Here is a 13,605-nt window from a genome sequence, read left to right as displayed (position 1 = left end):
GCTGCACGGCAGCAGATTCGTTTAGCGGATAGACACCTCCTCGCCCCGGGCGGATGCTTCTCCCGCCGGTCTTTTGATGGAGGGAGCCATGACTGCACTCGAAAAAGGCATTACTGCAAGCGGCACGGGTTTTGGCGGCAAGAGCTGGAACATCTTGGGGCAGCTCTATTTCCCCAAGGCCATCTGCGACTCCACGTTCGCGTTCGAGACCAACAGCGAGCCCGGCCAGTTCGTGCCGGTGCACATCCACCCGACCCAGGACGAGTTCATCCTGGTGCAGGAAGGCGTGCTCGACCTCAAGCTCGACGGCCAATGGACGAAAGCGAAAGCCGGCGATCTCGTGCGCATGCCGCGCGGCATCCCGCACGGCTATTTCAACAAGTCCGACAAGCCGGCGCGCGCGATGTTCTGGGTCTCGCCAATGCAGAAGCTCGAAGCGCTGTTCAACATGCTGCACAACCTCACCGATCCCGCCGAGGTCGTGCGCATCTCGGCGCAGCACGAGGTGGACTTCCTGCCGCCCGAGGCCAACGACTAGGCGGCACGCCTCCTCGTCCAATTCACGTCCGTCGCAAGTTCTGCGGCCGCGCTTTGCGGCCGAACGGGACCTGCTGCGTCCAACACGTCACCCTTTGCGAGCAAACCCATGGTCAGCCCCAAGCATGTCTGCGTGATCGGCGCCGGCGTCTCCGGCCTCGCCGCCGCAAAAGCCTTCTCCACCCGCGGTCACAAGGTCACAATCGTCGAGCGCAGCGCCGATCTCGGCGGCGTCTGGGAGCCGGCACGCTCCTATCCGGAGGTGCAGACGCAGAGTCCGAAGGATCTCTATCGCTACACCGACCGCGCCATGCCGGAGGCCTATCCGGAATGGCCGACGGGACAGCAGGTGCACGCCTATCTCAACGACTATGCGAAAAGCTATGGCCTTGAGCGCATGCTGCGCCTCAACACCAAGGTCGAAAACATGCAGCGGCGCGCCGACGGCAAGCCCGGCTGGACGCTGGCACTGTCGGACAAGGCCGGCGCGACGACGAAGGAGGATTTCGATTTCGTTGCGGTCTGCACCGGTCAGTTCAACGAGCCGCGCGAGCTGAGCTGTCCCGGTGAAGAGACTTTCAAGGCGCAGGGCGGGCAGATCCTGCATTCCTCCAAATACAACGACCCTTCGATCGCCAAAGGCCGTCGCGTCGTCGTGCTCGGCGGGTCGAAATCGGCGACCGACATCGCGGTGAACGCGGTAAGAGCCGGCGCGCGCGAGGTCACGATCGTGTTTCGCGAGCCGGTATGGCGCATCCCCTATTTCATCGGCGGGCTCGTCAACTTCAAGCGCATCCTCTACATCCGCGCCCAGGAGCAGATGTTTCCCGGCTGGGGCGCGAGCGCGCTGGCACGCTTCGCGCATCGCGTCACGGCGCCTTTGGTCTGGGCGAACTGGCGCGGGCTGGAGAGCGTGCTCAAGGCGCAGCTCAAGCTGAAGCAATGCAGGATGGTACCGAAGGAGCGGATCGAGGACGGCGTCAACTGCTCGGTGCCGATCGCAACGCCGGGCTTTTACCCGATGGTCGCCGACGGCCGCATCAAAGCCGTGTTCGGCACGTTCGATCACTACGAGGACAGCAGCATCGTGATGAACGGCGGCGAGCGCGTCGAGGCCGACGTCGCCGTACTCGCGATCGGCTACAAGCTCGGCGTGCCGTTCCTTCCCTTGGCCTATCAGTCAAAACTGGTCGACGCCGACGGCCAGTACCGGCTCTATCGCCTGATCGCTAATCCCGATCTGCCGGACATGGGCTTTGTCGGCTTCAACTCGTCGTTCTGCACCGTGCTCTGCGCGGACCTCGCCGCCAACTGGCTGGTGCGCTACGCCGACGGTCAGCTCGCGAACCAGCCGACGGCGCAACAGATGCGCGACAACATCGAGATGATGCTGCACTTCAAGCGCGTCGAGCGCCCGGCGGCCGGCGTCTATGGCGGCCTCTGTGTCGCGCCCTACCACTATCGGCATTTCGACGAGCTGATCGCCGATATCGGCGCGAAGGAGCAGAAGCGAGGGGGCCTCGCGGAGCGCTTCCTGCCGCCGGATGCGGATGCCTATGCGCGGTATCTCGCCTCGGCGCCGGATTACCGCGCGGCGGCGGCGTGAGCGACATCGGATTTTGGCAGCACCGTCTCCAGATCCGAATAGATGACATCCGCCGTACGCTGATAGTGCTGCTGGAGCAGCGCGACAGCCCCATCCGTTTTCCGGTCGAGCACAGCTTGAAGGATCTGTGCGTGCTCGGCGCCGACTTTGCGGACCGGATAGGCCTTTGCGATCGACATCATGCGGTAGCGGTAGAGCCGATCGGCGAGCTGCTCGCAGAAGCCGAGCAGCGGGCGTGAGCCGCACAGCCCGATGAGCGTCGCGTGGAAGGCGCGATGCGCCTTCTCCCAATCCGGATTGTCCTCGAACCTTTCGGGATCAAGCGAGCGCGGCGTGCGATCGAGCCGGTGATGCGTAACCAGCAGTGATTCCTCCCAGGCCTGGGTCGCGTTCTGCATGGACTCGCGAAGTGCGAGGCCCTCGACCCAGCAGCGCGTCTTGGTCAGCTCCTGAAGCTCATCCTTGCTGACCGGCTTCACATAGAAGCCGCGCTGCTCCATGCCGACGACGAACTCTTCCGTGGTCAGGCGGTTGAGCGCCTCGCGGAGCGGGGTCTGCCCGACATTGTAGTGCTCCATCAGGAAGCGCGACTGGAGCTTGCGTCCGGGCGGGAGACGCGTGGTCAGGATGTCGGCCTTGAGGCGGGCATAGATGCTCGTCGCCAGCGTCGCCGGCTCCGTCTTCTGGTTCGACAGGTCAGAGCTCATGAAAGTCCCACTGATTCATCGACATTTTTTGTACAGCAGCTGACCTGAAGCCAATAATTTATAAATTTCAGCTTTACGATCTATTTTGTATATATTATCGCTTCACTAACAACAACAGGTCCAGTGGCGCTCCCGCGGCTGCGTCGGGTGCGCCCTCCGCCTAGACGAGGAAGCCCGATGTCCGATTTTCCGGTGGTCGCCTTGCGCAGCGTCGAGATCACGACGCCGCGGCCAAGCACCTCCGCCGATTTCTACCAGAGGGTCTGGGGGCTCGATTTCGTCGCGGAAGCTGGCGGCACGATCTATCTCGCAGCGACCGGTGCAGACTTCCACGTGCTCGAACTCACTCAAGGTGAGCAGGCAGCGCTCCGCAAGATCAGCTTTCGCGTGCGCTCGCGTGAGGACCTCGATCGCCTGTTCGCCCGCGCAGGCGAGGCCAAATGCGAGATCATCACGCCGCCGGGCCCATCGCGGGCGCCATCGGGCGGCGAGCATTTCGTGATCCGCGAGCCCCAGGGCTGCTGCATCGAGTTCGTCCATGGCGATCGCACAAAGACGGCGCGCATCATCGCCAACCGGCCCGAGCGGCTCGCGCATGTCAACATCAACAGCGCCGATATCGAAGGGCTCTCGACCTTCTATCAGGCAGTTCTCGGCTTTCGCCTGACGGATCGCTCGAAGCTGATGGCGTTCCTGTGCTGCAACAGCGATCACCACGCCGTCGTCCTTGCAGAAGCACAGGTCAATGGTCTCAACCACGTCGCCTTCCTCATGCCCGACCTGGAGTCGGTGATGCGCGGCTCCGGCCGCATGATCGATCACGGCTTTCCGATCGGCTGGGGCGTCGGGCGGCACGGGCCCGGCGATAACGTGTTCGCTTATTTCGTCGATCCGACCGGAATCGTCATTGAATACACCGCCGAAGTCTTGCAGGTCGACGACAGCTACCGTGCCAAGGGGCCGACCGAGTGGGTCTGGCCGCCCGGGCGCACGGATCAATGGGGCATCGCGCCGCCCAAGAGCGAGGCCTGCAAGAGGGCGCAGCTCTCCGTGCTGTTCGACACGGGTCGGCGCGCATGACGATGTCTTCAGCCACCACCGACTACGACGTGCTCGTCGTCGGCTTCGGACCGACCGGCGCGGTTGCGACCGGCCTGCTCGGCCGCCTCGGCCATCGCACGCTTGTCATCGACCGCCTCACCGGCATCTACGACAAGCCGCGCGCGATCGCGCTCGACCACGAGATTTTTCGTCACTTCGACAATATGGGCGTTGCGGACGCAATCGCGCCTTACGTCGAGCCCTTCACCGCGTCCGAGCACTTTGGCGCCGACGGCCAGTTGATCCGCCGCATCGACATGGTCGCAAAGCCCTACCCGCTCGGGTACACGCCGAGCATGGTGTTCAGCCAGCCGCCGGTCGAGGCTGAGCTGCGCCGTCACGCTTTGAGCTTCCCTTGCGTGCGAGCCGAGCTTGGCGTCGAGCTGGTCGATCTCATGCAGCGGCCCGGCCGCGTCGAAGCAAAGCTGAAAGACGCCGATGGACAGTCGCAAATGGTGACCGCGCGCTATGTCCTCGGCTGCGATGGCGCATCGAGCACAGTGCGGCAGATCGCCGATATCGCGCTCGAAGACCTGATCTTCGACGAACCGTGGCTCGTCGTCGACGTGCGTGTTGATCAAGACGCTCTCGCAAAGCTGCCGCAAAAATCCGCGCAGTTCTGCAATCCGGCGCGGCCCGTGAGCTTCCTGATTGGCCCGAAGAACCATCGCCGCTGGGAGATCATGCTGCTGCCGGACGAGGACCCGCGGCAGATGGAGCAGCCGAAGAACGTCTGGTCGCTGCTCTCGCCCTGGCTTGCACCTGAAGACGGCGAGCTGTGGCGCGCTGCGTCCTATCGCTTCCACGCGCTCGTCGCAGCCAACTGGCGCAACGGCCGCATCCTCATCGCGGGCGATGCCGCGCATCAGCAGCCGCCCTTCATCGGGCAGGGCATGTGCCAGGGCCTGCGCGACGCGACCAACGTCGTCTGGAAGCTCGATCGCGTGCTGAGGAGCACGTCGCCCGACGCACTGCTCGACAGCTACACAGCGGAGCGCAAGCAGCACGTCATCGAGCTGACCGGGAAGATCAAGGCGATCGGCCAGTCGATCTGCGAGCGCGATCCCGCCGCCGCGCGCCGTCGCGACGCGCAAATTTTGGCCGATGGCGGCGGCAAGCCGCTCGCGCTGACGCGACAGGAGATCATCCCGCCACTGCGCGCAGGCTTTCTGTCGGAGCAGGACGGCGCGGCGCGCGGCAGCCTGTTTCCGCAGCCGAGGATCGCGAGCGAGGGCGCTTCCCGCCTGCTCGACAAGGTCACCGGTTTCGGCTTGCGCGTGTTCATCGACGGCCGCAGCAGCGACGCGTCATTGCTCGCCTCACTCTGCGCGGCATATCTCGATCTGCCCGCAACGGCCATCGCGCCGGCCGGCGCCGGCAAACCGGATACGTTGGAAGAGATCGACGGCGTGCTCGCCGGCTGGTTCGACCGTCACGGCATCGTCGCCGCGATCGTGCGGCCCGACCATTACGTGTTCGGCACCGCGCGTAGCGCCTCCGAGCTCGACCACCTCTTGCAAGACATCAGCGCACGCCTGCACGGCAAGCACAATCCGGACTTGAGAATGGAGAAGACAGCATGAAACTCGCAACCATTGCGATAGACGGACGGACGACCTGGGGCGTCGTCGAGGGTGACAACTTTTTCGATGTCGGGGCGGTGCTCGCGTCACGTTATGCCGATCTCCGGGCGGCCCTCGCAGGTGCCCTCGCCGGCGTTGCGGATGCCAAGTCGAAAGCGGCTGCCAGCCCGCTTGCGAAGCTCATCTGGCTGCCGGTCGTACCCAATCCAGACAAGATCCTTTGTGTCGGCCTGAACTACGAGACGCATCGGAAGGAAACCGGCCGCGCCGAGGTCGAGCACCCCACGATCTTCTCGCGCTACGCCAACAGCCAGACCGGGCATCTCAAGCCGATCATCCGGCCGCGCGTCTCGACCGACCTCGACTTCGAGGGCGAGCTTGCGGTCATCATCGGCAAGGCCGGGCGCTACATCTCCCGCAGTGAAGCGATGGGCCATGTCGCCGGCTATGCCTGCTACAACGACGGCAGCGTCCGCGATTTCCAGCGCCACACCCATCAGTTCACGCCGGGCAAGAATTTTCCGGACACCGGCGCGTTCGGCCCGTGGATGATGACGCCGGACGAGCTCGGCGAACTTGCCGAGTTGAAGCTTACCACCCGCCTCAACGGGCAGGTCGTGCAGGAGGCGCAGATCAAGCACATGATCTTCGATATTCCGCGCCAGATCGAATACTGCTCGACCTTCACGCGGCTCGAGCCCGGCGATGTCATCGTCAGCGGCACGCCGGGCGGCGTCGGCGCCAAGCGCACTCCGCCGCTGTGGATGAAACCCGGCGACGTCGTCGAGGTCGAAGTCGAGCGGCTCGCCGTGCTGCGCAATCCGATCGTCGACGAGGCACGGTGAGCAATCCGCGCGCCAGAAGCGGCCTGCAACTGCGGCGAAGCCCAGGCGGCTTCGCCCGCGCGCCAGCGCACTTCTGACGTCAAAACACACAACAAGACAAAACAGGGGGAACATCATGAGTAACAGCGCAGATGTCATGGTCGGAGGAACGGGCCGGACCGACACGGCACCGGTCACGCCCGCGTATCGCAAGCTCGTCGTGGCGTCCTCGCTCGGATCGGTGATCGAGCACTACGACTTCTTCATCTACGCCTTCACCGCCCCCGTGGTGTTCGACCGCTTCTTCTTCCCGAAGATGGATTCGACCGCGAGCATGCTGGCGGTCTACGCGACATTCGCGGTCGGCTTCGTCGCGCGCCCGCTCGGCGGCATGGTGTTCGGTCATTACGGCGACCGGCTCGGCCGCAAGGCGATGCTGACGATTACCTTCGTGCTGATGGGCGTCGCGAGCTTCTTGATTGGCTGCCTGCCGAGCTATGACGCGATCGGGCTCTTGGCACCGATCGCGCTCGTCGTCTTGCGCTTCGTGCAGGGCTTCGCCTTCGGCGGCGAATACATGAACGCGGTCTCGCTGACGCTGGAGAATGCGCCCTCGGCACGGCGCGGCTTCTTCGCCTCCTTTGTCAACGCCTCCGGCCCGATCGGCGTGATCCTGGCGTCCGGCTTCATCGCACTGCTCGGCTTCGTCTCGACCCCGCAGGATTTTGCGCAATGGGTCTGGCGCGTGCCCTTCGTGCTGAGCCTCGTGCTGGTCGTGCTCGGCACTTACATCCGCCTCCAGGTCGACGAGTCCACGCTGTTTAGGGCGGTCGAGGCATCGGCCGCGCGGCCGAAGGCGCCGCTGCTCGACGTGGTGCGGTCGTGGAAGAAGTCCGTCATGTTCGGCTGTCTCGCCAACATGGTGCACAGCACGTTCCAGTACATGAGCACGGTGTTCGTGCTCGGCTATGCCGTGAAGACGCTCGGCATGGCGCAGTCCAACGTCACGTTCGGCACCATGGTCGCCAACGTGCTGGAGATGTGCATGGTGCCGCTGATCGCGAGCTTTTCGGACCGGTTCGGCCGGCGCCCGTTCATGGCGGTTGGCATCCTGCTCGCCGCGGCGTGGTACCCGATCTACTTCCAGCTCGTCGCGACCAAGGATCCGACGCTGCTCATCATGGGCCTCGTCGTCTCCATCGGCATCATCCACGCGCTGATGTTCGCACCTGAAGCAGCCTTCACGGCAGAACTGTTTCCGACCGAGGTCCGCGTCAGCGGTTCCTCGCTCGGCAAGCAGCTCGGCATCATCCTCGGCGGCGGCATCGCGCCGCTGGTCGGCACCGCACTGATGGGAGGAGCGGGCGGCAGCTTCACGCCCGTCATTCTCTATTTCGAAGCGATCGCGGCCTGCGCCTTCATCGGCATCCTCCTGGCGCCGGAGAGTTCAAAACACGCCCTGTAGGCTTGGCTACAGCTTTACTTGGCGGCCGGGAAAGCCCGACCGCCGTCCGCAATTTTGGATTGTCCCGGCCTACGGCTGATGCGAGATTGGAAGCATCGAACGGGATAATCTGAATTGTGACCATGATGGGTTTCACGGCGCTTGATCTCGGGCTCCGCGGCGCGGCAAGCGGCGTGTTTCTCCTGATGGTGCTCGTGCTGCTGCGGCTTCGGCCCGTCAACAAGCACATAGTGCTTGGCATCGCGATGTCGGCCGGAGGCGCGGCCTTCGCGATCGCGACCGCACCGTTCATCCCGAAATCCTCGCTCTGGTGGACCCTGTCGATCCTGTCCGGGCAACCCGTCGTAATCTGGCTGTGGGCCCGGATCACGTTCGAGGACGATTTCGTCCCCCTGCCCTGGCATGCTGCAATGTGGCTTGTCATGGTCGGGTTCAGCTTCGCGGTCAGCCTCGCCTGGACGAGCTATCCGGCGATCGCGCACCGCGGCGCCGATGTGCTGGCCGTGGTCGTCGTCCTGCTGATGCTGTCCGCCGCCGTTCACATGGTGAGGACCTGGCGTGCCGACCTGGTTGCCCAGCGGCGCCGGTTGCGCACCGTGGCACTGGTCATCAACCTCGTCTTCGTCGTCCTCATCGCCGCATCAGGCCTGCCGCCTCCGCCCGTCACCGGCGCCGGCATATCCGGCAGTCTTGCCACAGCGGCCGGCTTGTTCATGCTGGCGATGCTCGGAGGTTTCGGTCTGTTCAGTGCCCAGATCACCGCGACTCCGCGTGATGCGACCGCGGCAATCGCCTCGTCCAATGCTGACAGCGAGGCCGCGGCCACCCCGAACGGGGGTGATCGCGCATCGATCGCCCCGGCGCTGCTGCGCCGTCTCGACAGCCTGATGACCGTCGAGCGGGTCTACCGGCAGGAAGGGCTCTCGATCGGCCGGCTGGCGGCGATGCTCGATCTGCCCGAATACCGACTCCGGGAAGCGATCAACGAGGGGCTGGGCCATCGCAACTTCAACGCCTTCCTCAACAGCTACCGGATCGAGGAGGCCAAGGCGGCGCTGTCGGAGGCAAGCCAGCGCGACGTCCCGGTCCTCACCATCGCCATGGACGCCGGCTTCCAGTCGATAGGTCCTTTCAATCGCGCCTTCAAGGTCGCAACCGGCATGACGCCCACCGAATTCCGGCGCGACGCCCTGGCGCGCGCGCAGCCGCCGGAGGTCGAAAGCGAGACGAATCGCAAAATCGGCCAATCGTCCCAAGGATTCGGCTAGCCGAATTGTGGATCGGGCGAGAGCGGATCCTCGCCGTCCGGCAGGCTCACTGACGTCGTCCCTCCTATCCCCGAGGCCTTCATGTCCAGCCCGACCACTTCCGCTGCGGAACGTCTCCACGCCCTCGATGCCGTCAGGGGCTTTGCGCTCCTGCTCGGCATCGTCCTGCACGCAACGCTCTCGTTCGTCCCGGCGCCGACACGGTTCTGGGTGATCCAGGACACCCAGCCCAGCACGACATTGGCGCTGCTGTTCTTCGTCATCCACGTGTTCCGGATGACGACTTTCTTCGTCATGGCGGGCTTTTTCGCCCATATGAGCTTCCATCGCCGCGGGCCGCGCGACTTCATTGCCGATCGGCTGCACCGGATAGGACTTCCGCTCCTCGTCGGCTGGCCGATTATTTTCGCAGCGATGGCAGCCGTCACGATCTGGGCCAGCGCCTTCCCGCATGGTGGACCGGTGTCGGGCAGTCCCTGGCCTCCGGCGCTGCCCAAATTTCCCCTCGCCCATTTCTGGTTTCTCTACGTGCTGCTGGAACTCTATGCCGCCACGCTGCTGCTACGCGGCGGCATTGTCCGGCTGGACCGGACCGGCCGGTTTCGCGCCGGCGTCGACCGGCTGATCGCCCACCTCATGGGAAGCCGGTTGGCGCCTCTGCTTCTCGCCCTGCCGATCGGCGTCGCTCTCAGCCTCGATCCGAAATGGATCGGCTGGTTCGGCGTCCGCACGCCGGATCAGTCTTTCCTGACCAACGCGCAGGCGTTGATCAGCTACGGCGTCGCGTTCGGCTTCGGCTGGCTCCTGCATCGCCAGATCGATCTGCTCGGCACCTTGAGGACGCGCTGGCTCTCCAATCTCGTCGCCGCCGTCATTCTGATTGCTATCAGCTTCGTCCTGACGCTTGTGCTGTCTTCTCCGGCTGCGCGGGCCTTGCCGGTCAGCGTCGGAACGATCAGGCTCGCCAGCGCCATCTGTTACGCGCCTGCGATCTGGACGACGACTTTTGCTATCATCGGGCTTGCGCTGCGGTTTCTGTCCGGCTTCAGCCCGGCCCGACGCTATCTCGCCGATGCCTCCTATTGGCTCTATCTCATCCACATGCCGATCGTCATGGCGCTCCAGGTCGTGGTCTCCCAGCTCGATTGGGCATGGCCGTTCAAATTCGCAGCCATTCTCGTGGTCGCCATTCCCGTGATGCTGGCGAGCTACCAATGGATGGTGCGTTACACCTTCATCGGCACGGTGCTGAACGGCCGCCGCTTGCGGCGCGAGCAACCGCACGCCATCGCCGTCGCAGGTCCCGTCGCGCCGTGAGGCCCCGAGCTCAGCGCTCCGGCTGATAGCCGTCCGTCAGCGTCTTCAGGAAGGCGATGATGTCAGCTTCGTCCTGCGCCGTCATCGCCGGCGTGTCGCCGAGGTGGCGGTCGAACGGCGGATCGCTGACGTCGACATTGGCGTGATATTTCGCCGGCAGGTCGTCGTATTTCAGCACGATCCCGTCGGCTCCGCGCGGAAACACTTTTTCCGGATTGGTGTCGCGGAAATTGTAGAAGTCCATCACCTCTTCGAGCGTGCGGAAGACGCCGTTGTGGAAGAAGGCGCGGCGTATTGCCGTGTTGCGCAAAGTCGGCGTCAGGAACATGCCGCAATATTGCGTCTGCTCGGCGATGTCGGTGCGATACGGGCCGCAGACCCCGAGATCGAAATGATCGGGATCGCGGTTGCGCGCGAGCGCGGCATTGCGCGGCGCGCCGAGCGCTTCGTATTGATGGTCCGTGAAAAGCGGCGGCAGGCCATCGCGGGTCGGCGCGGAGGTGTGGCAGCCGGCACAATTGGCCTTCTCGGGATCGTTGAACAATTTGAGGCCGCGCAGCTCACTTTCGGAAAGCCGCGCCTTGCCCTCCAGCCAGTAGTCGTACTTGCTCGTATAGGGATGGAAGCTCGGCTCTTCCACCTGATAGCGTGCAACGGCAAACATCGCCTCCGCGACCAGCAGCCGCTGGTTTTCGAGCACGCCGGCGCCGAACAGCTCGGTGAAACGCGGGACGTAAGCCGCGTGGCGCAACTTGTCCGCCACCACCTCGATGCTACCGCCGTCCATCTCGTTGGGATCGAGCAGCGGACCGAGCGCCTGCTCCTGGAGCGTGTCGGCGCGGCCGTCCCAGAACAGACCTCCTTGCGGCACGATGTTGGCAGCGGATCCGGCGCCCCCGGCGACTTTCGTCGCGCGCGCGGCCTGCTGGCCGAGCGCGGCCATCTGCGCGAGATCAATCACGTTGTCGTCGTCGCCCTTGTCGGGGCCGATGCTGAAATTCGGTTGTCGCTCGAGATAAGTCAGCGAGGGAACGGCGCGCGCACCTTGCTGCGACACCGTCCGGCCGCCGAGCATCACCGGCCCGTCGTTCGGCGGACCGTAGGCGTGGTCCGGGCTGTGGCACGATGCGCAGGACAGCGCGCCGGACGAGGAGAGCGAGGCGTCGTAGAAGATCTCGCGCCCAAGCTGCGCCATCGCAGAGAGCGGCGCGACGGGCGGACGCATGAAGCGAACCGGATTCGGATTCATGCCCGGACGCTCTTGCGTCTCCGCCGCAACGACGGCGCCGGCCATGCAAAGCAGGCCGGCGCCGAGGAGCCACACGATGCGGCTGTTCATATGACGTCCAATAATCCTAGTGGTGATGGTGCTCGTCCGGGGGGCTGACCACGACCGTGCCAGAGGTCGGGTCGAGGAACAGCGCGTCGATCCTGAGATCGTGGCCATGGTCCTGATGGAAATCGAACAGATCCATGATCGAACCGGCCGTTGCATCGAACGAGCCGCCGCCGAGGCGCTTGCCGTGCAGCCAGTTGTCTTCGATGAAGCGCACCACCGAAGCCTGTGAGATGGCGGTGTGGCTGACGAAGTTGGTCTTGGCGTAGGGCGAGATCACGACGAAGGGCACGCGGGTGGCGGGACCGCAACGGCCGTTGACGGGCTTGCCGCTGACACCGTTCTGTTGCGGCTGCTTGGCGGTGCCGAGGCCGCACTGGCCGGAACCGTTAAGCTGATCGGCGGTCGTGTCGTAGGAGGCGCTCGTAGGCGTGGCGTAAGCGTGGTCATACCAGCCGTCCGAGTCGTCATAGGTGATGATGACAGCCGTCTCGCGCCACTCGGGCTGCTTCTGGAGGAAGTTGATCAGCTCGACCGTTCCCTGCTGCTCGTCGAGGGGATCGGAATAGCCAGCATGGCCATCCTGATAGGCAGGCAGTTTGACGTAGGAGACCGCTGGGAGATTGCCTGCCTTCACCGCCGCGTAAAAATCCTCGAGGTCGTAGCCGTGATTGGCGGGATCGAGGGTCTTGCCGTCCTTCTCGTAGGTGTGGCCGATCGCATGGACCGAGCTCGGCCGCGCATGGGTCGAATTCGCGGTCGACTTGTAGAACTGAAACCAGGCGTGATGCGGAACATAGTCCGCCTTGGCGGCGCCGACGACGGTCGAAAACGAGCTGCGTGCGCAGCCGGTGGTGCCGTTCGAGTTGGTCACGGAAAGATCGAAGCCGCCCATGAACGAACCCCAGCTGATGCCGGCATCGTTGAGCAGATCACCAATGTTCTTGCCGGTCATCGTGACCTGCGTCGTGTAGCCCGGCGTGCTGCAAGGATCATAGGCGGGACCGGGGTCGCCGATCACCGTGAGGCCACCCTGGCCGTCTGCGATGATTTGCGTGGGATTATTGCCGAGCACCGCCACTGCGCCATTGGTCTGGCCCGAAATCACGTTCAACGCGCCCACCGTCGACGGACCATAGGTGTCGGTGTAGGCATTGTCGTTCATCGCGAAGTGCTGCGCGTAATTCCAGAACGCGGTGACGGTGTTGCCGTCGAAATAGCCCATCACCTGGCCGGTGGTGCCGAAAGCACCGACGCCGCCGGCTGTGCCGCGACCGGTATATTTCGGGAACAGATCAGCCTTGCCGTTGTCATAGGCCTGCTGCTCCGGCGTGTAGGCATGGTTCTGCGACTGAGTGTTGGCCTGCGTGCGGTCAAGACGGAAAGGATTCGTCGCGCCGGCGCCGTTGGCCGCGTTGTTGTTCGGATTGCTTGTCAGCAAGTTGGCGTTGGCGAGGTTGTTCACCTTCGGCGTATGCGGCTTGGCAACGAAAGGAATCGAGCCCGACGGGTTGGTCGCATTCGGATACGTTGCGAAATAATTGTCGAACGAGCGGTTCTCGTTGAAGATGACCACGAGATGCTTGATCGGCGTCTCGGTGTGGTGGTGGCGTTGATCGCGATCGAAGTCGTCCTGACCGAACACCGGTGCGCCGCACACGAGCGCCATCGCGACCGCGAGAATCGCGGTCGTGCCGAGAAGTTTGTTTTTCATCTTATTGCCCCAAGATCAAAAATTATGACATCGACGCGCGGCAAACTAACCGCCGTGAATGACAGGTCTGTGTCGGTTTGACGCAGACCGCATCACGCGGCCTTCGCGAGGCTGCGTTTTTTTTGGGCGGCGTGTTTGGCCGAGATC

At 64.1% G+C, this 13,605-nt stretch carries 11 protein-coding genes; 8 read left to right on the top strand and 3 right to left on the bottom strand.

The window, feature by feature from the left end; genetic code table 11:
- Positions 1–88 precede the first annotated feature (88 nt).
- Both SO140_RS22620 and SO140_RS22615 read left to right on the top strand, forming a co-directional pair.
- The gene (locus SO140_RS22620) at positions 89–538 is read left to right on the top strand and encodes a cupin domain-containing protein (RefSeq protein WP_449383116.1); all 450 of its coding nucleotides are present in this window, start codon (positions 89–91) and stop codon (positions 536–538) included.
- Between the two features lie 108 nt (positions 539–646).
- On the top strand, positions 647–2,143 hold the full coding sequence (locus tag SO140_RS22615) for a flavin-containing monooxygenase (RefSeq protein WP_449383117.1): 1,497 nt from the start codon (positions 647–649) through the stop codon (positions 2,141–2,143).
- Here the strand turns inward: SO140_RS22615 and SO140_RS22610 are convergent.
- On the bottom strand, positions 2,122–2,850 hold the full coding sequence (locus SO140_RS22610) for a GntR family transcriptional regulator (RefSeq protein WP_449383118.1): 729 nt from the start codon (positions 2,848–2,850) through the stop codon (positions 2,122–2,124). The genes SO140_RS22615 and SO140_RS22610 overlap by 22 nt on opposite strands.
- A 177-nt stretch (positions 2,851–3,027) precedes the next feature.
- Between SO140_RS22610 and SO140_RS22605 the strand changes: the two genes are divergently transcribed.
- From SO140_RS22605 to SO140_RS22580, 6 genes are all read left to right on the top strand, one after another.
- A complete protein-coding gene (locus tag SO140_RS22605) occupies positions 3,028–3,930 on the top strand; it encodes a VOC family protein (protein ID WP_449383119.1) in 903 nt (300 codons plus the stop codon).
- The gene (locus SO140_RS22600; RefSeq protein ID WP_449383120.1) at positions 3,927–5,534 is read left to right on the top strand and encodes a bifunctional 3-(3-hydroxy-phenyl)propionate/3-hydroxycinnamic acid hydroxylase; all 1,608 of its coding nucleotides are present in this window, start codon (positions 3,927–3,929) and stop codon (positions 5,532–5,534) included. The genes SO140_RS22605 and SO140_RS22600 overlap by 4 nt, the downstream gene beginning before the upstream one ends.
- Positions 5,531–6,379 carry a fumarylacetoacetate hydrolase family protein gene (locus SO140_RS22595; protein WP_474801297.1) on the top strand — a complete coding sequence of 283 codons (849 nt, stop codon included), beginning with the start codon at positions 5,531–5,533 and terminating at the stop codon, positions 6,377–6,379. The genes SO140_RS22600 and SO140_RS22595 overlap by 4 nt, the downstream gene beginning before the upstream one ends.
- 115 nt (positions 6,380–6,494) lie before the next feature.
- Entirely contained in the window at positions 6,495–7,823 is a 1,329-nt protein-coding gene (locus tag SO140_RS22590; protein WP_449383122.1) for an MFS transporter, read from the top strand.
- A gap of 125 nt (positions 7,824–7,948) precedes the next feature.
- Entirely contained in the window at positions 7,949–9,091 is a 1,143-nt protein-coding gene (locus SO140_RS22585; RefSeq protein WP_498543168.1) for a helix-turn-helix domain-containing protein, read from the top strand.
- Positions 9,092–9,172: 81 nt separating this feature from the next.
- Positions 9,173–10,408: an acyltransferase family protein gene (locus tag SO140_RS22580; RefSeq protein ID WP_449383124.1), complete on the top strand. Its 1,236-nt coding sequence runs from the start codon at positions 9,173–9,175 to the stop codon at positions 10,406–10,408.
- 10 nt (positions 10,409–10,418) lie between these two features.
- Here the strand turns inward: SO140_RS22580 and SO140_RS22575 are convergent, their stop codons facing one another.
- The gene (locus SO140_RS22575) at positions 10,419–11,747 is read right to left on the bottom strand and encodes a cytochrome-c peroxidase (RefSeq protein ID WP_449383125.1); all 1,329 of its coding nucleotides are present in this window, start codon (positions 11,745–11,747) and stop codon (positions 10,419–10,421) included.
- Positions 11,748–11,763: 16 nt separating this feature from the next.
- Positions 11,764–13,458 (bottom strand): phospholipase C, encoded by a 1,695-nt coding sequence (locus SO140_RS22570; protein WP_449383126.1) that lies wholly within the window; start codon positions 13,456–13,458, stop codon positions 11,764–11,766.
- Positions 13,459–13,605 lie beyond the last annotated feature (147 nt).

The organism is Bradyrhizobium sp. UFLA05-108 (assembly GCF_059803455.1).
This window is presented reverse-complemented; position numbering and strand designations above follow the sequence as displayed.